The sequence below is a fragment of the Butyricimonas synergistica DSM 23225 genome, from assembly GCF_000379665.1.
GTDB classification, from domain to species: domain Bacteria; phylum Bacteroidota; class Bacteroidia; order Bacteroidales; family Marinifilaceae; genus Butyricimonas; species Butyricimonas synergistica.
This window is the reverse complement of the sequence record NZ_KB903369.1, coordinates 53020-78894: the sequence shown is the minus strand read 5'-3', so window position 1 is coordinate 78894 and position 25875 is coordinate 53020. Positions and strand designations below refer to the sequence as shown.

Annotated in this window: 15 protein-coding genes; all 15 read right to left on the bottom strand. The window is 45.2% G+C overall.

All coding sequences use genetic code 11. From position 1 onward, the window contains the following. Positions 1–16 precede the first annotated feature (16 nt). The gene (locus tag A3CY_RS0115785) at positions 17–880 is read right to left on the bottom strand and encodes a hypothetical protein (RefSeq protein ID WP_155828411.1); all 864 of its coding nucleotides are present in this window, start codon (positions 878–880) and stop codon (positions 17–19) included. 29 nt (positions 881–909) lie between these two features. Further along, entirely contained in the window at positions 910–2334 is a 1425-nt protein-coding gene (locus A3CY_RS0115780; RefSeq protein ID WP_018338904.1) for a RagB/SusD family nutrient uptake outer membrane protein, read from the bottom strand. A 36-nt stretch (positions 2335–2370) separates the two neighbouring features. Then, on the bottom strand, positions 2371–5886 hold the full coding sequence (locus tag A3CY_RS0115775; protein ID WP_051082746.1) for a SusC/RagA family TonB-linked outer membrane protein: 3516 nt from the start codon (positions 5884–5886) through the stop codon (positions 2371–2373). A gap of 157 nt (positions 5887–6043) precedes the next feature. After that, positions 6044–7222, bottom strand: a complete 1179-nt coding sequence (locus tag A3CY_RS0115770; protein ID WP_018338902.1) for a FecR family protein — start codon at positions 7220–7222, stop codon at positions 6044–6046. Between the two features lie 96 nt (positions 7223–7318). Further along, positions 7319–7864, bottom strand: a complete 546-nt coding sequence (locus A3CY_RS0115765; protein ID WP_018338901.1) for an RNA polymerase sigma-70 factor — start codon at positions 7862–7864, stop codon at positions 7319–7321. Positions 7865–8074: 210 nt separating this feature from the next. Further along, positions 8075–9229 (bottom strand): AAA family ATPase, encoded by a 1155-nt coding sequence (locus A3CY_RS0115760; RefSeq protein WP_018338900.1) that lies wholly within the window; start codon positions 9227–9229, stop codon positions 8075–8077. Between the two features lie 157 nt (positions 9230–9386). Continuing rightward, the gene (locus A3CY_RS0115755) at positions 9387–11039 is read right to left on the bottom strand and encodes a metallopeptidase TldD-related protein (protein WP_018338899.1); all 1653 of its coding nucleotides are present in this window, start codon (positions 11037–11039) and stop codon (positions 9387–9389) included. Between the two features lie 85 nt (positions 11040–11124). Then, positions 11125–12825, bottom strand: coding sequence for a TldD/PmbA family protein (locus A3CY_RS21325; RefSeq protein ID WP_018338898.1), 1701 nt, complete (start codon positions 12823–12825; stop codon positions 11125–11127). Positions 12826–13304: 479 nt separating this feature from the next. Next, positions 13305–14537 carry an alpha/beta hydrolase gene (locus tag A3CY_RS0115745; RefSeq protein WP_155828409.1) on the bottom strand — a complete coding sequence of 411 codons (1233 nt, stop codon included), beginning with the start codon at positions 14535–14537 and terminating at the stop codon, positions 13305–13307. A 559-nt stretch (positions 14538–15096) separates the two neighbouring features. Continuing rightward, positions 15097–17181, bottom strand: a complete 2085-nt coding sequence (locus tag A3CY_RS22205) for a thioredoxin family protein (protein ID WP_018338896.1) — start codon at positions 17179–17181, stop codon at positions 15097–15099. A gap of 30 nt (positions 17182–17211) precedes the next feature. Then, positions 17212–18309: a thioredoxin family protein gene (locus A3CY_RS0115735; protein WP_018338895.1), complete on the bottom strand. Its 1098-nt coding sequence runs from the start codon at positions 18307–18309 to the stop codon at positions 17212–17214. Positions 18310–18433: 124 nt separating this feature from the next. After that, a complete protein-coding gene (locus A3CY_RS0115730; protein WP_040371928.1) occupies positions 18434–19330 on the bottom strand; it encodes a hypothetical protein in 897 nt (298 codons plus the stop codon). A gap of 2 nt (positions 19331–19332) precedes the next feature. Continuing rightward, positions 19333–20928, bottom strand: coding sequence for a RagB/SusD family nutrient uptake outer membrane protein (locus A3CY_RS0115725; protein WP_018338893.1), 1596 nt, complete (start codon positions 20926–20928; stop codon positions 19333–19335). Between the two features lie 10 nt (positions 20929–20938). Then, on the bottom strand, positions 20939–24586 hold the full coding sequence (locus A3CY_RS0115720; RefSeq protein ID WP_018338892.1) for a SusC/RagA family TonB-linked outer membrane protein: 3648 nt from the start codon (positions 24584–24586) through the stop codon (positions 20939–20941). Positions 24587–24672: 86 nt separating this feature from the next. Then, positions 24673–25833 carry a FecR family protein gene (locus A3CY_RS0115715; protein WP_040371926.1) on the bottom strand — a complete coding sequence of 387 codons (1161 nt, stop codon included), beginning with the start codon at positions 25831–25833 and terminating at the stop codon, positions 24673–24675. Positions 25834–25875 lie beyond the last annotated feature (42 nt).

Below are 25875 nucleotides of genomic sequence, written 5' to 3'. Positions count from 1 at the left end.
TTTTATACATACAACATTATTCATAAACAATATTACCTATTTTACAAATATCTACACCATATTGTTCTTTCAAACAATTCACCAATATATCATACTTCTTCCTAATCAACGGGTTCTCCAAATCTTCCGCCCACTCTTCGGTCGTGCGATACACCAAAGAAGCCAGATAAGCGTTTAGATCGTCCGCGGCCGTGATCTGCCACGTATCATAACTCCACTCGCTATCTGTTTTCGGGTTATACACGAATCCCCATTCTCTTGCTTCCTCCGAACTACTTGCATATGACTTCGAGTAATCGCTTTCTGCATAAAACTCGTCTGGAATTGTTATCACCCCGTAAGTCACACAATACTCCAAGAAGGTCGCCTGCAAATAAGATTTAAACTCTCTTTTTTCCACAGAAGACATATCTGCCACATCTTTTTCCACCTTGTTTATAGCAATCTGATTCTCCAAATAACGAGCAGGGATATCCACCCAATTTTCCCTCCACGAACCGATATCCTCTTTCAAAATTCCGGTCAAAAATACTCGATAAGGCATCATTTTCTTCAACACTTCCACATTATATAAATCAAACCAAGTAATTTTCAACAGGTTCAGTAAATTCTCGACATCATTCGGATCTATCGGCTCGTATTGATAAAAAGTTAAAGACGCCGTCTGAGTCCATTCAATATCTTTTTCAGTGTATTCATACAAGAAATAAGTATTGTAAGTTTTATACAACTCTAAAATAATCTCATCCGCGGCAGCATTTCCCCCCTGGGGCAACACGTAATCCGGATCGGTTATCTGGATCTCTTCTATTTTCTTATCTTCGGCACAAGCTCCTAAAAACACGAAAGCAAACAGAAGTGCATATATTCTTATTTTCATTATCATAACATTTAAAAATTCCACTATTTTCATCTTCCTTGGCGTACTGGCTGATTTGCCGATTCATTTTGCCGTAATGCCGGATTCTCGTTCATCACTTCATTCGGGATAGGTAACGTGTACAACGGATCTTTCTCCTGCAAAACATAAATTTGCCAAGATGCGGATTTTCTTACTTTATATTGATGAGAAATCGAGGGCATCCCGTAACGACGCAAATCAAACCAACGCACCTCATCATAACAAAGCTCCAAACGACGCTCTTCCCGAATCTCTTCCAGCAACTTTCCCGCATCCGTAATCTTCGCTTCATTATAATCCCGATAACGATTCTCCCGCAAATGCTTCAAATCATCCCAAGCCAAACCGATTTGCTCATCCTGCACGAGAGCTTCAGCACGATTCAAATAAGCTTCCGACATCCGGATAGAATTCGTCGGCATTCTCGGGGTACCGCTCGGGTAACTTACACGTTTTTTACAAATATTCCAGTTACCATCAAACCAAAGTGCCCGACGGGTATCATTCGGATTAGCCTCCAACTTTTCACGTAAGCCCGTGGAAACGACCACTGCATTCAGATTGCGAGTCGGCGTATTCCCATTACCATATACCCACTCCACTTCCGAATAATTATAATTGGCTATACAAATCGGACTTTCCGGCAGATTCACGTAATTCGTCAACAAGTTACCGTTCTCTATCGCTTTCGTGGCGGCAGCAATTGCCTCATCCCAAACCTCCATGTGCAAATAAACACGGGATAAAAGAATATTCACCGTCGGCAAATTCACCCGGAAACTTCCCCGCCGTTTAGCGTGTTTTTCAAACAAAGCGGACGATTCCGACAAATCCTTCACGATCTGCCCGTACACCTCTTCCACCGTACTCCGGGGTTTCCCGTTCGTTTCCATATCGGCAGTCAACTTCAAAGGCACCCCCAACGCACTCTTGTTATAATTATAGGGCTCCCCGTAAAGATTCACCAGCATAAAATAATAATACCCTCTCAATGCCAAAGCCTCCGCTTTCACTTGATCCCGCTCTTCCGCATCACCTATCGCTTCGTCGATCCCGTCCAACACGGCATTCACACCCTTAATCCGCTCGTAAGTGGAGGAATACATTTCGTCATAATTACTCTTGTCCACCTCCTGGCGTTCCCACATATCCGGTTGCCACGTGAAGAACGGAAAAATATTCACCGCCCCCGTGTAATCTTCATCATCTTCAAGATTCCTTTCATTCAACATGAAATCATCATCCAGCAAATAGAGTGTATTATAGATAGACTTCGACGGTGACGGATAACCAGCACCCAAAAGCAATTCACTATAATCGGAAACCGTCCTCACGATCACCTCATCCGAGGACTCTTTATCCAGATAATCGGAACAAGCCCCCGCACCAAGCAATCCGAGCAGACATATCATGAATTGTAACTTCTTCATCATATCACTATTTTTTATTCAATATTTTCAACTTATCTCTTAAAACATCACTTGTAAAGACAATGAAGTAACCCTTCTCGTGGGCCAATCTCCCGTCTCCGGATCCAACCCATTCCATTTGCTATCGGAAACCCACATGAACGGGTTCGTCATACTCGCTTTAAGCAACAATCGTTGCGCCCCGATACGAGATAACCACTTCTGTTCGAAATCATAAGACAGCGACAACGAACGGCAACGGATAAAATCCGTGTTAGCTACCCGCAAATCGGAATTATTATACATATCATACAACCGTCTTTCCGAACCCGCTACCGAGGCTGTCATCGGGAGATTGATATAGGCGCTACTTGTTGGAATCGAAGGGATATCCGTCTTATCCCCCGGTTTCCGCCAACGTTTGGCTAAATCCCGGGATACATTCTGCTCCGGGGTCGGAATCCCGTAATTACTATCCGTGTCATACAACTTCGGCAAACGAGCATGCCCACCCCATTGCACGTTGAACAACGCATACAACGACCAGTTCCGGTACTTGAACATCATGTTCAAACCACCTGAAAAATCGGGAGTAAACTTACCGGACTTCACCAGATAATCTCTCGGGCTTTCCCCGTTCTCGATATCCATATATTTAAATGTAGGCGTTCCGTCCTCGTCGTTCAACCCGGCATACTTGAAAGAATAGAAAGTTGAAAAAGCCTCCCCGTTCACCACGGCACTACCATCCAAGTAATCGTTCAACGTGTTCACCCGTTGATTCTTATTCACCTTGTTTTTCGTCACGGCTGTGTTCAACGACAATTGCCAGGTGAAATCTTTCGTGCGTACCGGGATCACATTAATCACGAAATCGTAACCCGTATTCGTCATCTCACCCCCGTCCACGATGGCTTTCTCGACACCGTTTTCCCGCGGGAGATTACGGGAAGAAAGCACATCACTCACTTTCTTGAAGTAATTCACCGTGAAATTCAAACGTCCATCCAAGAAGGCGGCATCCACGCCGAAATTGTAAGTCTTCGTCTTTTCCCAACCCAAGTCAGAATAGGGCAAAGATTTTATATTCAACAGATAATCATTATAATATTCATTCACGCCCCCTTGCTCCGCAATCAAGTAAGGAGAAACCGATTCCACCGCGTTCCCCTGGTAACCGTAAGAAGCGATCAAATCCAAATTATTCAACCACCACAACTCTTTCGCAAATCTCTCGGAAGCCACTCTCCACTTCGCCCCCACGGACCACGTGGGCTCGAAACGCTTGTTCTTATCCTGGCCGAAACGGTTGGAAGCATCTACACGGGCACTGACATTCAACACGTAACGATTGTCGTAAGCGTACACGGCTGAAATATACTCACTCAACTTGTTATCAATCTTATTCAACACGGTCGCCTCTCCTTGCGCCAAATCATTATCTATCGGATCGCCCCATCTATCTTTGTACGTCGACGGCAGATTCACGAAAGTCTCACCTCGGTCTCTCAAATAACCGTAACGCTTAGCGGTAGAACCTCTCGTTTTAGAAGAATTCGTTTCGATACCCAACTGCAACGTCATCCGGTGCACATCCTTGAACATTCGATCATACACCAAAGCGTTCCGCACCGTGACCGTGGTTACATCCGTCAACCCGGTTTCCAGCAATCCCCCGAAAGGCAAACGGGTATAACCGAACTCATCGGCAGAACTCTCGTAAGCCTCAAAGTCATACCCCCGAAGTGTTGACGCGTAAAAAGAACGTTCCGTCGCAAACTTCTTCACGTCAGCCGACGAGGAAGAATAAGACACTAACCCCTGGTATTCCAAACCCGGCAATATTTTCCACTTTAAATCCAAGGTAGCGCCCCAACTCTTCGTGTTGTTCTCACTTCCCGTGTTATCCAACTCGTTCTGGATGTTATACAAGTAATTGTACTTATTATTGATTACCGTACTTCCCTCATCAGCCCATTTTTCATGATAATACAAACTTCCATCCTCGTTATACATCGGAATCACGCGACTCGTGTTATAGGCATACTTGAAAGGATCCACGTCGTATGCAAAACCTTCCGCTTTCCGCCAGGTACCCTTCAACAACAAATTCACCATCAACTTACTGTCAATCAAATTCACCGTCGTGTTGGAAGTTGCCGTAAACAACGCCACGTTGTTCCCGCAAGCCTCACCTTTCTCGTCCGTGTACCCCAACGACGTCCTGTTTTGAATTTTCTCGGAACCGCCGCTAATACTCAAACTATGTTTATGGCTAAACGAATTGCGGAACAACAAATCAAACCAATCCGTATTTTCAGAAGCCATTTTCTTGTATCGCTCGTCAAACTGCTCCTTCGAAATCTTTTTATCCAAGTAAGACTTCAACAATCCCGCGTAACCGATCTCCAGAATCGTACTCGGGTAAACCACCCGATCCTCGTACATCTGCTTGGAAAACTCCATCATTTCCTGGGAATTCATCCGGTCATACAACCCGTAACGAGGTCTTTGCCCGATAGAGAAATCCCCGCTGTACGATACCGACACCTTACCCGCATTTGCCTTCTTCGTCGTGATAACGATAACCCCATTGGCAGCCTCCGAACCGTAAATAGCCGTGGCAGAAGCATCCTTCAAAACCGTGATCGTTTCAATATCATTGGGATTCAACCATGAAATGGCATTACCCGCCAACTGCGAAATATCATCCGCATCCACCGAGAACTTCGTGTTATCCTCCGAGTTAAACGGCTGGGGATCCCGTTGCACCACTCCGTCAACCACCCATACCGGCTCTTGGCTTCCCAACAAAGAAGAAGTACCCCTCACGCGAATCTTGGGAGAAGAACCCACCATACCGGTTCCCGACTGCACCAACATTCCCGGCACCACACCCTGCAACATCTGGTCGATAGAAGAAGCTCCCGCCATCATAATATCCGCCACTTTCACCGTGGTAGCGGCTCCCGTGTAATTACCCTTCGCCGTGGTCCCGTAACCGGTAATCACCACGTCATCCAGAGCCTTGACATCCTCCTCTAGCACCACGTTAATCGAATCCTGCCCCGTGTACTTCACCTCCACGGTCTTCATCCCCATAAACGAAAACACCAGAACGACATCATCCGCCTTCGTCAAAAGCAACGAGTAAAAACCGTTATGATCCGTCGTCGTGCCCAACTTCAGGTCTTTCGCCATCACCGTCACCCCGGGAAGAGGCAACTTATCTGCGTCGGTCACGTGCCCCACAACTTTCAACGATTTTTTCTTTTCCTCCGGGGCTAATTTCAAAACAATAAACTCATCCATCATCTCGTAAGTCAAACGAGTCCCTCGCAAAATCTTACCCAACACAACCTTCAAATCCGTTTCCACGAATCCCGCTTCCACGATTTTCGACTTATCCAGTTCATTGTTACTATACACGACAGTAAACCCTGTCTGTTGTTTAATCTGTCTAAACAACTCCAAATAAGTCACAGTCTTTGCCTCGACCGTGATCTTCACTTGAGCCTTAACACCGGCAACCGCCAGATGCATACTTGCCAATAATAAAATTACGCTTAGTTTCATTACTCTCAATAATTTTCGTGGTTCAAAACCTCGCATGAAAAACCACCTCGTTCGCTTTTTTTTCATACTTTTGCAAATAGGTATATTATTATTATTAATAAGCCCTATCCCGGATCGTGCGTCACCATGGTTCGGGATATTTTACTTCATGTAAGTTTCATATCTTCACACGAATCACGACCTTTCCCTCCTTCTCCGCAAACTCCACATTTGTCGTCTTCGCTATCATACCCAGCACGTAATCCAAACTTCTGTACTTAGTCACAGCCCCGGAGAAACGCAATTTCTTTGCCTCCTCATCCCCAAAAACGAAAGCCACGCCATACCAGCGGGACAATTTCACGGTCAACTCCTTCAAGGGCATATCCTCGAAATTGAATTTACCGGTTTTCCAATCAACAATCGACTGTACATCCCCCTTCCGAAGTATCGTTTTTCCACTCTCCCTATCCAAAGAAACTATCTCGCCCGGTTCCAGCATACAAGCCCCCTTTTCCGTATCCAAACACACTTTCCCGCGCAACAGGGCAACTTCCGTAAGTTCCTCTTCCCCGTAAGCCATCACGTTAAATGCCGTACCCAGAACACGAACTTTCGCACCTCCCACATGCACGTAAAACGGTTTACCGGTATTTGCTACCACCTCGAAATAAGCCTCGCCTTCCAACTTCACTTCACGGGAAGCCCCGAAGAAACGATTCGGAAATTCCAAACGTGAATCCGAATTGAGCCAAACTTTCGTGCCATCACTCAACACTACAAAATACTCTCCTTTTCGAGGAACAACAATTGTGTTATTCTCGCATCGTCCCTCCCCGGGCATCCCTTTATCCTCGAAACGCACTCCCCCGATCGAATCTTGAATCACCCCGACACCAGAAATATCCGCCACCTGTCGATTCTCCCCCTCCCTCAATTCAACCCTTTCCCCGGTGGGAGTCACGAGAATCGCTTTAGCAGATCCGGCTTCCACTTGTAGCACACTCGCAAACGTATCCCCTTTACCTTTATCCACCCGTTGTCCCTGCCACACGAAAAACAACCCAACCAATACAGCAATTGCGGCGGCAGCACCACTCCCCCACGCGTACAATCTTCGCCCGCGACTTTCCAGAACCGGAGTTATACGCTTCCATACATTTTCCTGCATACGGTCCAACTTATTCCATCTTCCGACAGCATCCACACGCACCTCCATCTGTAGCCTCTCCCGAAACTGTTTTTCATGCACGGGCGAAGCTTCCAGCCACCGGAGCAAATTACACTTATCACGCTCTGAAAGTTCCCCTTGCCTGTACCGGGCAATCCACTCATCTAATTCATTCCACGATTCCATGATTTATTTTCTTTCCCGTATAGACAACAAAAAAGAAAATCGGGTGAATCAAAAAAAAGAAAAATACAAAAAAAAATTACGCCAAAAACACAAATGTCACTTAATCAGCATTATAATAAGAAACAAATCCATTCGTTCGGCAAAACGCTCCCGCAAATGCTTTATCCCGTTTTTCAATAACGTTTTCACAGTATTTATAGAAATTCCCAACAAATCCGCCACCTCCTGGTATTTCATCTCCCGAAAAAACACGCCTCTAATAATTTCCCGGGTCTGTTCCGGCAGCCGGTCTATTTCGCTTTCCACTTCTTGAATCAATGCATCATTCAACTTCATCATCTCTTCCTCTACCACCTCTTCCCGAAGCAGATCCAATCGACCGCGCTGCACATCTTTTTTCTTCAATCGATTCAGGCAATTATTCTTTACCGAACGAAATAAATAAGTCTTCATGACCTCATTCCGGACTTTTTGATATGTTTTATCCTTCCAGAAATTCACGAACACTTCCTGCACCACATCTTCCGCTTCCTCTTCCGCTGTCACAAAACTCAAGGCATAAAGAAACATCGGCTTCGAGAACTCTTTAAAAATTTGCTCGAACCTATACTCCTGAATCTTTCTATTTACTGATTCCGCCATGATCCTATTACTTTACATTCCGGACTAACGCATATACACTTCTATACCTTCTCAACACAAAACTACAACTTTTCTCACCAATCGCAAGTATCCACGATAAAAAATCTCTCCCTTCCCCGAAATTCCCTCACATCCGACCATAAATAACAATAAGTTACTAGAATATATCATCAAACAAGTAAAAGCATCTTTGTGCTAAAAACGTAGAAGCTAAAGACTATATCCCGTTCCGTAAGCTTCTGCTAACCAAAGTCCAAAGAAACGATCATAAACATAATAGAATACACCTTCCTTGGTCACAAATTCTTTCTCAAGCAATTGTTTTACCGCTGATTGCACGGAACTCGGGGAATGTAAGCCATGTTTCTTGATAAATTCCGTTGAAGTTATTTCCGTGGCTTTACCTTCTTTAGCCATAGCAAATAATACCTCTTTTTGTCTTTCAGACAACATAGTCACCATACTCTGGTAAACGGTCTTGTTTGACTCTACCGTAGAGTGCAATAACTGATCGGCAAGTGCTATTGTCATATCTTCACCTCGCTCCAATTGCTCGTAAAAACGATTGAACAATACCTGCATATACCAGGTGTGACCTTCCAACAAGTCATATACCCGTTCAATACATTCGTCAGAGATCTTTTTACCCGCTTTGTTAAAATGATAATGAACAAATGCCTTGTAACGTTCCAGCGTTATTGCTTCAAGATTTAGAAGAGACGCACTCTGGTAAAACGGTCGCGATGCTGAAAAAAACATATTCTGCATCATGTGTCGTTGGCTACCGGAAAATATAAAATTAGCATTTTTACACTTCTGAATATAGGTACGCAACATGGCTTCTACATTCCTTTCCGGATATTTAGCGATTTGCTGGAATTCGTCAATAGCCACGATACAACGTCTATCCGCTTTTTCCAAATACCTGAAAATCTCTTCGAGAGACAACTCCGGTTGTCTAATATCTCCAATCCCTATATCAAAAACAGGCTGACCGCTTACCGTATCCAACTTAAACGCCGGACGCAATGAACTTATAATGGTAAAGAATTGCTCGACAAATTTCTTCCCCTTAGGCTTGAGCGTTTCAAAAATATGTTTGCCAAGAGCAAACACAAACTCTTTTAATGTACCAGTAGCATAAATATCGATAAAAAACGTGTGGAACTCTTCTTGTGTTCGTTTATAATGAAAACAATGTTCTATCAGCCCGGTCTTACCCATACGCCGTGGAGACACAATTACCATATTACGTTCATTAAAAAAAGCCCGTGTAAGTTCATCGCTCTCAACCTCCCGGTCACAAAAATATTCAGCAGAAACATACCCGCTAATCACAAATGGATTCCTGATCTTTGCTTTCATTACCAGATTATCTAATTTTCAATTATTGCAAATATAATAATTGCAAATCAAATAATCAACCCTGTTCAAATAAAAATCATTCTCACGATAGACCATAAAAAATTGGCTCGCCGTGAAGCGAGCCAATATCCTGTGTTCTAAATATCTTATGTAATGACTATTTCTGCAACGGGAAAGTCAATACTTGTTCTTTGTCTTTCTTCACGTCAGACTTGTTGATTTCGATGTTCTCCACTAAAATAGAAGAGGGATAAATCATAGAAGACAACACTTCACCATTAAAAATATAGTTACTTACATTTTCCTTGCTGGAAATTCCTAACATACGTTTCAAGTTAGGTAACGTGAATCCGGTTACATCCCCGAAACGCACTTGAGTCTCACTTCCGTCTTTCAAATCTACCCGATAGATACGAGAAGCCTTTCCGGCAAGACTGCGTACAATATAAGCATATTTCAAACCTTCCTCTTTGGCAGCTTTAATCAAAGCACTCTTCATCTTCTCCGGCTTGGTTCCCTTGTCTGCTTTGATATGTATTGTTCCGGGAGCCAAATTAAAAGCACCGTTCCGAGAAGACAGGGAGAAGCGCAAACTACCGGTTGATTCGGGAGCTTTCACAGCCGGAACGTTTCCGTTCAACATACCCATGAAAATACCGTTTTCAACTAAAGTCACCTCTTTCGGCGGGACAACACCTTCCGCGTCAATCGTGTAAGCCCCTAACAAAGAAGTTCCGTTATACTTATCCAAAGAAGAATAATTCTTGATTGTCAAACGAGAATCTACAATCTTCATTCCCATGCGGTCATTCAAAGTTTTCATTGCCTGCACTTGATCCGTGTCGGGCTTACGATAAGCGAAAAGAGCCCCTTTCTTCAACAAATTAGACATGAAAACGGTTGAACAAGCCCCTCCTTCAAATAAAACCGGACCACCATAATATTCCGTGATAACCGGAGCATCTTTCAATTTAATCAAATTTTCGGCAAATGCCTTCACTCCCTTTTTCAAATCTTCAATAGAAGGTAAATCCTCTGGGCGAGCCACCAAGATAGAATAAGCATCATCAATACGAATACCATCCTCCGTAACAACATAAGCAGAGGCATACAAATTAGTATATCTCATCGGTTCTTTCAAAATCACGCTGTCCGTCGTCATCTTGTAAATCTCGATATCCGAACCGCTAATCGTCACGGAAGAATTGAATATATCCTTGTATTCCTTAAAGATCGCGGATAACTCTTTTGCCACGTTCTCCAACGAGGGAAGATCCACCGAGTAAGCATTCTTCGCGTTCTCGATTCTGGTAACAGGCTCAACCCGTTGACGATCTTTCAAATCTGCCTCTTCCGGTTTTCTCGGGTTTGCTTTCAAATAAGATTCTTTCATGTTGGCAGCCTGCAAAGACCATTTATACATGATATCCGACCCCATCCAATAATTCCTACGCAGAACATCATAATCTATATCCGCCGGCATCGGCAATTGTGCAGCCGCGAACCCGTAAATAAAATCATTGTTATGGTCATCATTACCCAAAAACATTTGTACGGCACCCTGAGAATTCCAAGGCGTTTCGTAAGCGTTTACAATACCTCCTAATGAAGCACGAACTTCAAAACTACGGTAACGTCCCAAAGTATAAGAAAGATAATAAGGTCTCTGCATCCCCGGCAACACCAACTGTTCCTTGTTCCGTTGCATTTCATCCTGCATAGCTTTAAAGATCACCCGATCTTGGTCATTTTGTGCGGCAAGCGGCGCAACAAGCAGGAAAAACAATAATATCGATAATATATATTTCATTTCAATTTTAGATTTTAAATTTTAGATTTACGACTCACTTCCCCTCTCTCGCAAATCATCATTTTCAATTTTCAATTCTCCATTTTCAATTATTTCCCGGTGCCGGTAAAATAGGAGGTAAATCCGTAGATTTCTGACGACGTTGAGTCTCGATCTTGTTCACTAGGATCATCGGGGAACTTGCCGTAACAGGCACCCAACCGGATTCCGCTCCACACTCACCCGTGAATACACTCGGGGTATCGCCACCACATACAATGTTAGAGAACATGGATAGCGGGGTACCGATCAAATCCACTCCGCGAACCAACTCATCGGGGCGTCCGTCAACATATACCCGAAATACTTCCAACGGGGTCACGTTAAAGGAGTTCAAGCTACCGCCTTCTCCGGTCAACGTGAAACCGCTCGTTACTTCTTTGAAATAATAACCATAATCTTTCCCTTGTTTTTTAGCCTCTTCGATCAGCATCTGGCGCAATTCGGCTTCCGTTTTCGGGGCTATTGTTTCCACTACCAGATTAGACTGACGCGATACAGGATCACCACCACCGGAAGTACGGGCGTGTCCGTTCGTGCTAGGGAACCCATCCAAAGGCACGCGGCTCATCAAAAACTCTCTCAAGATACCGTCTTTCACCACATCCACGCGGCGGGCTTTCATACCTTGGTCGTCATATAAATAGAATCCGTTCAACTCTTCACCTGCATAGCTACGCAAGGTCGGGTCACAATATACTTGGAATTCCTTCGGCAATACATACTCGCCCACCATCTTTTTGAAAGTCTGTCCACCTGATTTCAAACGGTGACCCTCGATACGGTGACCAAAGATTTCATGGAAGAAAACACCACTTGCAGGACCTGACAACAAAGCCGGACCCGTATAAGGATCAACCACCGGGGCTGTCCGTAACACTCTCAACCGTTCGATCATCTTCTTTGCGTCTGCGATCATCACGTCCGTACCCGGAAGATCTTTCAACTCGTAAGCAAAATAAGACATATTCAACGGTAACTCCATACCATCATCGGCTTTCATGGAAGCACTGATAATGATGCGGGCATACGTGCGGTTTTGCACCACTTCCGTACCTTCCGTGTTCACGAAATAAGTCCGTAACACGCGGAAATTCAAGCTGGCATCTCCCGATTGCAACAAAGGCTCACTCTTGAACGCGGCAGAAACTTCATTTAATTTCTTTTCCCAAGCTTCTTTATCAATCGCTTGTTTTTCAGCGGGGATCGGGGCCTCGTAATATTTCTCTACCGGGGCTTCGGAGAAAGAAGGCGCCTTATCCTCGTCGGCAACACTTACTTTGCTTTGAGTCTTTGCTTGCTGGTAAGCTTCCACGGCGAAATTATAACGTTGAATTACCTCGTACCAGATAGCCTGGCGAGTTGCATCCAACCCGTTCTCGTCATCCAATCCCAGGTAAGCCATCCGGTAATTCCCATTCCGGTCTGGTTCTGCACCCATGGCGTTATATTTAAAGTTATCCAAGTTTACATCCCCTACACGTATTTGCGGTACTAAAGAACGCACGTGTTGTTCCTGTGAACGCATAGTAGCCCCGAAAGCACTGGAGATACTCACCGTGCGATCATCCATGACACGGAAATTCATGTGGTAAGGAGGATTCTCCTGTTTTTGCAGCTCTTGCATATCGGCTGCCAACTCTTCTTTCAATAGCTGCAACAACTTATCCTGCGCTTGTGCATACGTCTTTTGGACGGCAAACAGCGAAAGGACGCAACTAATAATAATTAATCCTAATTTTTTCATCTTTAATTGTTTTAATCATTTCCTTAAAAGTTCTTTGAAGAACACGCACTATTTTTGTAACAGCAAATTTAAACTTCTCATTTTGTTATTCAAAAGGATTCTACATTAATTCTTTGTTAATTCTTTATCTTTTTAGTATATACCTAGAACAATTCATTTTTAACATTTCGATAAATAACAAGATGCAATCTTAAACGCAACCAACAATACACGTCAAAACTCTCGAAATTATAATCCTACTTGAAACAAATCGTTTCAAAACTCTTGGCAAATCGTCACTCTCAAAGTTCGATAAGTCAACAACAGATAAATTCAAAACATTTGTTGACAAAAGTTTTCTTAATTCTATCGTTTACACCACTTCATCATTATTAGATAAACCTTTATTTCTCTAACAAAAAGATAATAACATAATGATGACTTTTCACTCAATAAACGAAAATTCTATGTCACAAACAATACATCCTATAAAAATATTCTTATTCTACCTTCTCGTTATCAACGACTGTCAGTTCGGCACTAAAAATCATACGCTTATCCGCTCTTTCGTCAATAGAACGAGCGATGTTTTTCAATGTTCTTTTCACCTTACCGTTAAATATCTGATTCCCGTTGTAAAATATTTTCACGGGTTGCTCGAGGTCAATCAATTCATCATTCAACCGGATTGTCAACCGCTTGTAATCGTTTTTCAATATCGTGAAAGTATTTCCCTCTTTTTCCACTATTGCCACCATCCCGTGCTTTGCCTCCTTCGGGTCAACGCTTAACCAATAGAGAGAAGGCATCACCACCTCCTCCTGCCTCCATACCACTTTCGTCGGGTAGGGATTGCGCCGGAACTTTGCCATCCAGGGAATGGCAACACGGTCTTCCTGATCCATCCAGTGTCCTTTTCCTTTCACGATATGGGTTTCGTGAATATACCCGTCCGGGTCAGCCGCATGTAACGAATCCATCACCAAACCTTTCACTGCTGCCAGTTTATTGCGGTCATAAGCGGCATCGTTCTCGCCCATCCAGATCATGAAAGGAACGTTCCTCAAATTCACCTGGGAAGCCTCTCCCGGATGTCCCGCCATCATGGAAGCCGCCGCCCAACGGTCTGCCATGCGGGGTGCCATACGCCACACGCCGTCACCACCAGCCGAGTATCCCAACAAATATACCTTATCCGGGTTCACGTCCATCATCACCACTGCCGTCTGTATCAACGCGTCAAAAAACTCATCCAAGCCCGGTTTGAACCACATATTCCAGTCATCCCAGGGTGCCCGGGGTGCCACGTAAACGCCCTCCTCCGGTTGGTACAATTGGATTTGATTTTTCCATTGTTGCGTGTTCAAAGCTTCCGGGGCATTTCCCCCGCCATGCATAGAAATATAAAGACTTCTGCCGTCTTCCGGTTTCTCGCCGAATAATTTGTAATCGAAAGGCATCTGCAAGGCTTCCCGCTTGAAACACTTCAATCCCCACATTCGCTTGTAAGTCGCCTTGATCTCTTTCAACTTCTCCTCGAATAATAAATCCGCCATTTCCTTCGCGTTCTCCCGGGTCAACGCCTTCTCGTAAATAGCCAGTTTATCCAATGGTTTCCGGGCATCCGCCTCTTTTCCCAACCACGTTTTTAAGGCTTTTACCTGAGAAAAAGCAGTAAACGGATTTCCCAAGAATACACCTCCAAGCAATAAAATATAAACAGTTTTCATCATTTTCAAACAGTTAAAATACTATATAACACAACTTATTCCCGAGTCTATCTCCCTCACGAGTAAACCCGAAATTCGTGCTAAAAATAATGAAATTACGCACAAAACCCAATCTTTTAAGGGGAGAATAAGGAGTTCCTCTCATTTTACTCGTGCTTCACTCACGTGTCAAAAACGCTCCCGAAGGTCTTTGCACCGAAGTTGATCCGAAATTGTACCGAAATTAATTTAGGATTACCTCCTTATTTCCCTAGGTTCACATGGGATTTTCTCCAAATCCCGATCACGTGCAAGCTAGGCTAATTTTATAAACACAAAAAAGGAGGTGTGTCAAAACACACCTCCTGGTCCATAAGGTCCATAAAGTCGAACCTTCGGTTCTGAAAGTTTATAAAGTCAAAAAATTATACAGATTATTGATTATCAATGCGATCATCTATAACATTTGTAAGATTCCGACCTTACGACTTTATGGACTTTTCAACCTTATAGACCCGAGGGTGTGTTTTGACACACCCTCCGGATATGTTATTCACGACATTAAATTGAAGAAAAGCGATTTCTACTTCAAGTTAAGAAATTTTTTATACCACTCTATATATTGAGGATCTGTAAGAGAATCCACAATCTCTTTTCCCCACGCGTTCCACTCTTCCGTTCTCCCCGGCTCCATCGCGAGAATATTCGCATATAAATCCGCAAACGGGATTCCTTCCGGCTTCATGCCTTTGCTTGCTTTCTTGTAGTCCTTAACGCTGCAAACCTTATTCTTAAACAGTTTGACGATATTTGCCAAACAAATTAATTGTCCCGAATTCTGTAACTTACTTTGTTTGATGAATTGTATCGTCCTATCTATATCTTCGACAGAAGTTCTCGCTTTCGCATTATAAAGGACTTGATTTAGGTCCGAATTAATCTGGTAGGTTACCAGCTCGTCCACTTTCTCGGCACCTAATTTCTCGCGAAATTCCTGAATATTCGAGAACAAATAATTCTTCATATCCGAACTGATCATGGAGAATCGAGGGTGATACAACACCCAAAATTCGGGAGAAACCCTCTGCTCGTCATCAAGTGCGGCGAATAATTCCACGGCAACGAGCGGGGCTTTTGGACTGGCAATCTTAATCAATGCCGTCAAATACTGCAGCATAAATTCAGGCTTGCGATCCCCCATGTTGTATCTAGTTTCGAGTACCCCGATAGCTTTATTATTGTCGAAAGTTTCTTTCATCCGTTCAATAAAATTGCTGTCCATGAGATTAGTTACCCGGTGCCGTACATCCCCGTCTTTATCGAGCACGACAACCACGTTGGGTACGATGACGCCGGACCTTCTGGCAAGTTTCGGACCTTCGCCTTCCCCGACGTGAATCTTATAGTTTATAAAGAACCTGTTCATGTAATCTCCCACGTCTTTCCGGGAGAATAATTTTTCATTTATGAGCCGGGAGGTTTGACCATCATTATGGAAATACAGGCACACACACCTGCCCTCGAGAGAAGCACGTTCCAGAACGTCTTTCAGTGATGGCAGATCTTCCCAATACACGCCGTCATCTCCCGACATTCTCCTGGATGTTAACCCGATTTTCATAATTCCTTCTTTAACCACCTCGTCTTTCACGGCTTCTTGAGCCCGTAAAGCGATCTCCCCGAGCCTTCTCGTCTGTTCTTTGCCGTTGGCAAGCGAGATAAACAATTTAGCCCCCTCGAATATCGTTCTTTTTTCCGAATCCTCCCACACGTTCAAATTGGCCTCAAGGATGTCCAAGTAACCTTTCTCGTCGTAATTTTTCCGGGCTTCAGCCAATTCGGCCATTTTCAAAAGAGCTTCTTTGCGGGGGACATCGTTGTTTTCAAGCAAGTCTTTAATGGCCGGGATTTTCTCGTACTTCTTGGCGGGCAACTGGTAGACAATCATCATGTTCAATTCTGTTATGAAGGAATTGTAAATCAACTTGCCGACCTCTTCCGTCCCCACTTCTTTCTCGAAATAGTCCCGGTTGGCGCAAACGAACTTCATCTCCTCGCCATCCACGGATTGTGCCCTCGAGCGTAACAATGGCCAATAAGTGGAGTTTAGTTTGTCTTTCTCTGAAAGCTTTCCCCAAAGCTCGTCGCCCACGGTTTGAGCCTTCACCACCTCGCCGGAAATGGAGAGCAATCTCCAGTACGCCATTTGTTCCGCCAGATCCAATTTCCCCGCCTGGTATGACGCCTCGTACTCGGCAATGCTGTTCGCTTGCAGGCCGCACTCGACATTCTCGATCAACTCCTTGAGCGACATTGCCCCGACGATTTTATGCATTAATTTGCCATCGGGATTGATAATCAAGAAGGTGGGATACGCGTCGACCCCATACTGTTTGCCTATGACCGGACCTTCGCCTTTCTCCATGTCTGTCTTCACGCAGACGAAGTTCTTGTTGAAATAGTCACCGGCAGCCTCCTGCGTGAAGACCTCGTTCGCCATCATTCTACAGGGACCGCACCACGACGTGTAGCAATCCAAGAACACAGGTTTATTTTCCGCTTTCGCTTTCTCCCGGGCTTTCTCTAAAGACAATTCCTGGAAATTCGTTTGGGCGAAAAGCGCCAGGGAACACAATAGTCCCACAAATACCGATAATACTCTTTTCATCTCTTTCTTTTTATAATATTAATTCTATTTCTATTTTTTAGTTTCTGCAAGCATATTCCTCAGTCCCGCCCGCAAGGGGTTGTGGTCGGTGTGCTCGTAAGTGTACTCGTGTATTTTCAACACCCGCTGACGCTGCTCTTCCGTCCCGACATTCGCGAGATAGATGGTCACGGGGAAATAAAACCACACCAAGTTTTTGCCTTCTATTTTCGGAAATTCTTTCTCACACAACACGAGTAGTTTCTCTACTTTTTTCTCGTTCTCCTTATCCGCCCAAGCGGCACGCAGTGCCTGTGCCAAGGCGACGTAAACGTCAAGACGCGAGCGGGAATTAAAATGATGCGGCTTCATTTGCTTCACCAGTTTATCCAACCCGTCCATCTTTTCCCGACCGCGGAGCATATCTCTCAATTTCATCTCAAAAGCCACCGAAATTCTTTCCAGCAGTTTTTCTTCGCCCATGCTTTCGCGGAATTGGTCGAAATGCGCGAACAGGAAATCCATCGCTTCCGAGCCCACGGGGGAGAGTTGTTCATTATCGTAAATATACCAGTATTGCCTGTCCGATTTCCCGGCATCCGGAAGCGCCTTGAACAACTCCGCGCGCACTTCCTGTGCCTCCGTCATCATCTGGGCTTTCAAGAGCTCCTGCAAATAATGGTTCAGGAAAGAAGCTTCCCTGTTGCCTCCCGCGTATTGCTTTCCCAAGTTGGCAAGCGAGGCAGACATCGCCTCCGTCACCATTTTTTTGAATTCCAATGGATCGAGCGTGGCACCGACGATTTGATTCTCCAAACCCTGGTCCGTGTTGAGCAGCAGAAATGTCGGGTATGCCTGAACGTTGAATTTTTGGGCAAGTGCCTTGCCGTCATCCTCCGCACCCGTGTCATACTTCACGCACACGAAACGCTCGTTCATAAACTCGCCCAGCTGCACGTTCGGGAAAACATCGGCAGCCATCATTTTGCAAGGACCGCACCAGGACGTGTAAAGGTCCACAAAAACCATTTTCCCTTCTGCTTTCGCCCTCTCGCACGCTTCATTCAAGGTCAATTTCCTGAAATTCGTCTGCCCGAAAGCCAGCACGGAACACAGGATTCCCACGTAAATTAATAAGATTTTCTTCATTTCAGTCGATTTAAATTATACAATACAAAACATTCTTTTCCGTTGTCATAGACACGTGTCGCCCACGGGAAGAGGGCTATGCGCTCTTCCCGCAACAGCAACACGCTGTAAATAAATCAAAAATCTATATTGACACTCCTATTTCCTTCAATACCGACACGATGATTCTATACTTCGTCATCACGGCGTCAAACGCCCCGTAGGCCGCTTCAAACTCTTCCGGCGTGAAGGCAAATATTGCGCTTATATACATGCCGACATCCTGGGTTTCCGTGGGCATGTTACCATAATCATAAGGATTCGGATCTTTCAAAAACCCGACAGCCCGCGGATCGGAGAAGCCGTACCGATTATAAAAATACCAACCGGCACAACCATACAAATCAGCCTGCGCGTAGCAACCGCGAGTCGTCTGGTAAAACGCGGCCAGTTCCTCGGTATAAGCGGCAACCGGCGTGGCAAGCAGCGCATTCAGTACCGCACTTTTCATGTTCAACCGTTCCGCCTCACCCATCGTTTTCAACTCGGGAACACGGGAGATCAACACGGTATTCAATCCCTTGAAGGCCTCATTGCTTATTGTCGTATTATAGGATGCTAAAGATTTCAAGAACAGGATACTGCGAATTTTTATACTCCCGGGCAACAGCGGCACGATTTCTTTCCGCAAAAATTCAAGCCCGTCAACGACATACTCCTTGGGACACAACTCATACGCGTAAAACGGGTTTGGCGTTGCCGTTCCCCCCAGGGCCGATGCGCCGAATTGCAATACCTCGTAGTGTGTATAGGAATTTCCCCAGTTGTCGACACGGGTTTCTTGCCCGATCGTATCGTTATAGAAGACGGGAATTCCCGTTTCCACGTAAAATTGATAAATCGCCCCGTCCACCGGATCATCCGAATCCTCAATCGTGAACCAATCTTTGCCCAAGTTGGAAGGCGTCAAATCATCTTCCTTGTCACACGCGATGAACAGCACGGACAAGAATAACATATAAAGGAATCTATTCTTTCTCATAATCAATTTCTTTGAAGTTCTCTATTCGGGCGGATCTCGTTCTGAAGTTCTCCCCGGTTAAATTCGATGGCATAGTTCGGGATCGGGATTATCCAAGCCGCACGGTCTTTCGCGTAAGCATTCAACTCGTAGTAACCGTCCTCGTACCAAGTCTGAGAATTTGCTTCGTAAGCATTATTCCGGTGACGAATCGTGAAATTATCCGGAAGAGGACGTATGCTGTTGACGGTATAGCGACGCAGGTCAAACCAACGATGCCCCTCGAAACAAAGTTCCCGACGGCGTTCTTCACGGATGAAATCGATCAACGCTCCCCCCGTTTCCGTCACCGCGGGAGCTGCAGCGAAGCGTTTGGAACGCAACTTTTCCAACTCGGTTTTCGCATCCCCGTCCCGGGTCAACATCGCCAAAGCCTCCGCCTTGTTCAAGATCACTTCCGGCAAACGAATCAAGAAATCCGCCCCGATTTCATCTTCATCGTTATAATTCGTCCAAGTCTTGTATTTATCGGGAATAAACGCATGCAAAGAGTTTTTGAAGAAAGCGGTTCTACGCAAATCCCCATCGGCATAACAAGCCAACAAATCCTCGGACACCTGATAGGAAAGCGACTGATTTTGTTGCACGTAACTTCCATTTTGCAGTACCCAGGCCGTCGAGTAATTCAAGAATGTTCCAGCCACGGCATTCCCACCTTGCGTGAAAATGGTTTCGGGGGATGTCCAGGAAATCACGTTTTGCCCGGCAGTCCAACCGTTTAAATCCACCACCGAATACGTACCCGCCATGACCTCGTCGGCCGCGGCAATACATTCCTCGTATTTTTCCATGTAGAGATACACTCTTGACAGCAGCGCGTTGGCAGCGACTTCCCCGACCCGTAATGTCGAAGAAGGCGTAATCCCTTTCAAACAAACGACAGCACGCTCAAGATCCTTGACAATCTGCACGTACACCGCTTCCACCGAACTACGGCTAAAATATTTATCCTCTATGTGTTCCGTGATCTTCAAGGGCACGCCGGCATCCCGGGACGCGGTGACTTTATTATAAGGCATCCCGTAAATATTCACCAGCAGGAAGTAATAACCTGCCCGCAAGAAACGCGCTTCGCCTTCCACCCGGTTCAACAATTCAAGGTCCTCTTCTTTTGAACGGAATTCGTCCGCCATGTAAATGATGGAGTTCAACACCCCTATACTCTTGTAAAACCGTTCCCAATCGTTATCCCTGTACTGGGCATTCTCCAGCGTCACAAACGGGTCGGAAGCCCAATGGTAAAAAGAACCGAGCACGTTACGCGGGTAACTTGAAGTAGAAGGCAATCCTCCCACCACGACTTCTTCCGCGTCATCATCCATCACGTGCAGCCACGGGTAATTCATGCCAAGCCCACTACTAAAGCCCATCGTCTCCTGAGTATTGGAGCTAATATTCGGCGTTTGCATGAAACATTCGCCACGAAGCAACTCGTCCAAATCCTGTGCAGTGGTCGCGTAACGCTGGTTCTGCGAATATTCCTCCAAGAAATCACCACAAGCACCAAGCCCCCAAACCAGTACACTGAATAATATATAAATTAAAACTCCTTTTTTCATCGCTCAAATTTTAGAAAGTGATATTAAGATTACATGAGTATGTCGGACGCACCGAAAGATTCACGTTCGGGGACGATCCGGACTGGGTAGGATCTTGTCCGCGCAATTTCTTATTGGCTATCGTGAACAAGTTCGTTCCCGTCAGATTGATATAAGCGGACTTGAGTCCCAGTTTCTTGCAGAACCGTTCATCCACGTTGTAACGGAAAGAAAGCGACGACAAACGCAAATAGTTTCCACTTACCACCCGGATATCCGAATTATCGTACATCTCGTAAATATTAGACGCGATACGGTGTGTCGTGTTCGGACCGCTACTCCACCACGGATTGGCATGAGCTCCCGCCACGGTATTCAACCCGGGGATGTTGGTAAAATTCTCGTCACCCGGTTTTCTCCAACGATCTACAAACTCCCGACGCAAGTTACTTGACGGGTTGGGATTGGTTGTCCCGTACTCGGTACACAGTTTCAACAAACGGATTTTATTACCCAAGCTATAAGTCAGGTTAAACGATAAACCGAAGTTCCTGTACCCGAAATAATTCGAGATACCTCCTTGCAAGTAAGGTTCGCGCCGCCCGGATCGCTCCATCACTTCCAAAAAGACATCTTCCCGTTCCATGTTGTTGTATTTTTTACCCAACTCTTCTTGCAATTCATCTTCCGTCCCGTAAAAAACAGGGGAACCGTCTACTGGGCTCAAACCTTTAAAGCGGTATGAATAGAATGTATTCAATGGCTCACCCGCTATATCCACGTCGCCTTTTAGCATGTCGGTATACTCGATTTCGTCCCGCAAGACATTATTCCGGTTATTTATCGCCTTGTTCACCAGCTCGTTCAACACTTGTCCCAACTGGGGATCGATACGCCAAACAAACCCTCGCTTCCCGCCATCCAACCCGGCACGGTTGATCGGGGTAAAATTCAAGCTCACCTCGATACCCTTGTTCACGAGCGTTCCGCTATTTACCACATATTGGTTGGTCCCGTTGATCTCGGAGATCGTCTTGGTCAAGAAGGCATCACGCGTTTTCTTATAATACCAGGAGAACGAACCGTTGATTTTATTTTTCAAAAGCGAGAAATCCAAGGTCAAGTTCGTGGATGCCGTCTTCTCCCATCTTAAATCAGGATTCGGGTAATAGGCCACTTTCGAATTGTATTCCCCGTATTTTCCGGTATAATCAACCCCTTGCTTGATAATCATGTTCGGGGTCTGGTTGCTCAACATATTTCCCTGGTAACCGAAAGACCCTCGTAATGCCATGTCATTCACCCAATCAACAGATTTCAAGATATCCTGTTTCATGTTCCAACGACCGGACAAGGCCCAAATCGGCATCATGCGGTCGTTCGCCCGTGACCCAAACAAATTGGAACCTTCGCCCCGAATATGCAGATTCACCATGTAACGGTTGTCGTAATCATACCCTGCCATAGCATACCACGCTACCGAATTTGTCAAGTTTTCCGTGATTACCCCCAAGGCATTCGCGCTTGCCATAAACTGGTTATAATATCCCGTGTAAGTCTGGGGAACCGAAGAGAACAGTTTACCACGATCTCTATGATACCCCCGCCGCGTGATATTAAAGCCGTCATATCTTTGAGAATTCAACTCCAATCCGGCAGAACCATTCACGTTATGCTTTCCCTCGTGCCCGATATTTCTCGTGTAATTCGCCTGCACACGGGCCATCCAGTTCGTACTGCGCACCTCGCTCTTGCGCAATTCACCCCCGACAGGACACAAGTCATTCCGCTCCGACTGGTCGGCACGCAGTTGATGCACGTAATAGGTGTCTTCCGTGAAATAGATTTCTTGGTTCGTGTTGCTCACCGCGTAAGAGAGGGTTCCCTCCAGTTTCAACCCGTCGATAAGGTTGTAACCGACATGCGCCTGCATGTTAATCGCGTTACCCTTGGTCTTATCCCCGGAATTATCCATTTCGTTCAACACGTTGAAATCATACACCGGCGTCGTGCTGCTTATCCGTTGGTAAAAATAGCGGGAGCCATCGGGATTAAAAGCCGGAACGGCACGGCTCATATTATAGGCATAATTCAATACCCCCAGTTCCGAAGGATTGTAATCGCGTTTCGATACATTCCCCTGAAGCTGGAAACGTGCCGAGAAACGCTCGTAATTAGCCGTCAGGTTCAAAGTCGTCGAATGGCGTTTGTTACTCTCGCCTTTTATCGCGCCATTCTCATCACTCATACCGAGAGAAGCGTAATAACGGAGATTGGCAGAACCGCCGGAGAGGCTCAGCGTATGGCTATGTGAAAATACATCCTGACAAACAATATCGAACCAGTCCGTGTTCAAGGTCTCGTAGTACGCGACTAACCGGCTATACTCCTTGTAATCGATCACCCCGTTGTAATAATCCTGTACCACCGCCTCGTAGCCAACCCAACTATCCACATTGTTGTAATACACACCCCGTTCTACCAACTCCCGGGAAACATCCACTCTTTCTTTGGAGTTCATCAGATAAATCGCCCGATCGCTATAACGCGGACGCCGGGTGAAAGAACCCGTCCCGGAGTAAGTGACACTGGGAGGCCCTGCCTTTCCTTTTTTCGTTGTGATTACAATCACCCCATTACCCGCTTTCGCACCGTAAAGAGCCGTTGCCGAAGCATCCTTCAACACGTCAATCTGTTCAATATCGTTAGGATTCAACCCAGAGATGGCATTTCCCAACAGGTTCACGAAATCCAAGTCATTGATTTGCGCGGGATCCACGTTCACCGGATCGGTCAAAACGACTCCGTCCAACACCCACAACGGTTCCCTGTTCCCCAGAACAGTCGAAGTCCCTCGTATCCTCAATTTAGGTGCGGCACCTACTTGCCCGGAGTTCTGCATAAAAATCATACCGGGAATACGTCCTTCCAACATTTGGTCAATCGTGTTCACACCCGCAACCCTTATATCATCCATCTTGATGGTTTGCACGGCACTTGTCAACTTGCGTTTATCAATATTCTGATATCCCGTTCTCACGACCACCTCATCCAATTGTTCCGCAGATTCTTTCATAACGACACGAAGCGTATCCTGTCCGATGTATTTCACTTCTTGCGTTTCCATTCCTATAAATGAGAAAAGCAACGATATATTCTCGGTTTTCGGTAAAGTTAATGAAAAATGCCCCTTAACATCGGTGGCAGTCCCCAACGTCAGACCTTTCACGATAACGGTCACCCCGGGAAGCGGCAACTTTTTCTCATCCGTCACCTTACCCACGATACGTATGACTTCCTTTTTCTCGTCATTTCCTTTGCCCGGCACAATAATAATCACACCTTGTTCTATACGGTAAGCCAAATTTACCTTCCCGAGAATCACATCCAATACTTTCTCCAATTCCTCATTCTCGAACTTCGCGGAAACATCTTTCACCTTTTCTAACTCGTTATGGTTAAAAAAGAATTTGTAACCCGTCTGCTGGCGTAATTCCCGAATCACGTCCAACATACTCACACTCTCGACATCCAAATTCACTCGCTTCTGCGAATAAGTTGCTGCCGAAACTTGCAATAGCAAGAGCACCGTCAAAAAACACGTCAGTTTCATCACTAAAATCATTTTTTTCAGGCATACCCACTCAGCGGGGTAACCCTCGTTTCGATTTTTTTTCATACATTTGTCTTGTTAATGTTAAGATTGATACAAAGATTAACACATTTCCAGCCGGCAGGTGGTCGCAACACCTTCCGGTTTTTTGTTTATTTCATTTTTACGGTTATCGTTTTATCCTTTACTTCAAAAACCACGTTTGTCGTCATAGATATGATATTCAATACAACTTCGCAGTTATTATATTTCTCCAAGTCACCCGTGAAGACCAAATCCTTTACTTGCGGGTTTTGGTAAAAAACTTTTACATCATACCAACGAGCCAGCTGTTTCATGATATTTTCCAATCTCTCCCCCTCGATAATCCATTTTCCTTCAGCCCATGCCGTGTATATTTCCGTGTCTACTTTCGCGACATCCGCTTCCCGGGTTTCTTTATCGTAAGTTACCTGCTCACCGGGGGTAATCACCAGAGCATCAAGCATTCCCGCACCTTGAAATGCCACCTTCCCCTCTACCAGCGTGGTTTGCACGAACTCTTCGTCAGGATACGCATTCACGTTAAACACCGTTCCCAAAACCTCGATCTCTCCATTTTCCGTTTCCACGATAAAAGGATGCTCCGAGTCTTTTGCCACATGAAACAAAGCCTCCCCCTCCAGTCGTACTCTTCGCTCTTTCCCGATGAATTTATCCGGAAAACTCAATTTTGAATCGGCATTTAGTTTTACACTTGTCCCATCTGCCAATACCAAATTGTACTCACCTCCTCTTGGAATAATAAGTGTATTATATTCTTCCTTTTCCAGCAGCATACCTTGACCTTGAGAAGCTACCATTTTTTGCTTGTACTCCTCAACCACTTGTTCCAACACGGACGAATCGGTCAACGCAATATGCTCTCCTGAATTAAATATCAAAAACGCTTTCATCGTACCCGGCTTCAAGGGTTGGTTCACGGCTACCGTCTTCGGCTGTTCCACTCGGTTATCCGACATCCAATACGTGAATCCCACTCCCAAGAGTATAATCACGGCTGCCGCGTATCCGACGACTTTCTTCCATAAAAGTTTGCGGGAAGATTTTCCGGTATAAGCAACGAATTCATCCCACGCTCCCTCCGAATCTACCTCCCGGGTTTCCTCTCCCGTGTAGTATACGTCAAAGTAATGTTTCGCTTTCCGATAATATTCCCGGTTCGCTTCATCCTCCGCAAGCCAATCATCAACCAGCTTGTTCTCATCTTCCGAGGATTCATTCAATATCCGTCGTACAATAATGTCCCAATTTATATGCATCCTGTCTGTCATAGTTCTCATCACAATTACATACCTAAGACACACCGGAACAAA

Excerpts from the sequence above, each read along its gene's own strand:
- A3CY_RS0115785 (WP_155828411.1), bottom strand. The coding sequence starts at position 880 with ATGAAAATAAGAATATATGCACTTCTGTTTGCTTTCGTGTTTTTAGGA.
- A3CY_RS0115780 (WP_018338904.1), bottom strand. The coding sequence starts at position 2,334 with ATGATGAAGAAGTTACAATTCATGATATGTCTGCTCGGATTGCTTGGT.
- A3CY_RS0115775 (WP_051082746.1), bottom strand. The coding sequence starts at position 5,886 with ATGAAACTAAGCGTAATTTTATTATTGGCAAGTATGCATCTGGCGGTT.
- A3CY_RS0115770 (WP_018338902.1), bottom strand. The coding sequence starts at position 7,222 with ATGGAATCGTGGAATGAATTAGATGAGTGGATTGCCCGGTACAGGCAA.
- A3CY_RS0115765 (WP_018338901.1), bottom strand. The coding sequence starts at position 7,864 with ATGGCGGAATCAGTAAATAGAAAGATTCAGGAGTATAGGTTCGAGCAA.
- A3CY_RS0115760 (WP_018338900.1), bottom strand. The coding sequence starts at position 9,229 with ATGAAAGCAAAGATCAGGAATCCATTTGTGATTAGCGGGTATGTTTCT.
- A3CY_RS0115755 (WP_018338899.1), bottom strand. The coding sequence starts at position 11,039 with ATGAAATATATATTATCGATATTATTGTTTTTCCTGCTTGTTGCGCCG.
- A3CY_RS21325 (WP_018338898.1), bottom strand. The coding sequence starts at position 12,825 with ATGAAAAAATTAGGATTAATTATTATTAGTTGCGTCCTTTCGCTGTTT.
- A3CY_RS0115745 (WP_155828409.1), bottom strand. The coding sequence starts at position 14,537 with ATGATGAAAACTGTTTATATTTTATTGCTTGGAGGTGTATTCTTGGGA.
- A3CY_RS22205 (WP_018338896.1), bottom strand. The coding sequence starts at position 17,181 with ATGAAAAGAGTATTATCGGTATTTGTGGGACTATTGTGTTCCCTGGCG.
- A3CY_RS0115735 (WP_018338895.1), bottom strand. The coding sequence starts at position 18,309 with ATGAAGAAAATCTTATTAATTTACGTGGGAATCCTGTGTTCCGTGCTG.
- A3CY_RS0115730 (WP_040371928.1), bottom strand. The coding sequence starts at position 19,330 with ATGAGAAAGAATAGATTCCTTTATATGTTATTCTTGTCCGTGCTGTTC.
- A3CY_RS0115725 (WP_018338893.1), bottom strand. The coding sequence starts at position 20,928 with ATGAAAAAAGGAGTTTTAATTTATATATTATTCAGTGTACTGGTTTGG.
- A3CY_RS0115720 (WP_018338892.1), bottom strand. The coding sequence starts at position 24,586 with ATGAAAAAAAATCGAAACGAGGGTTACCCCGCTGAGTGGGTATGCCTG.
- A3CY_RS0115715 (WP_040371926.1), bottom strand. The coding sequence starts at position 25,833 with ATGACAGACAGGATGCATATAAATTGGGACATTATTGTACGACGGATA.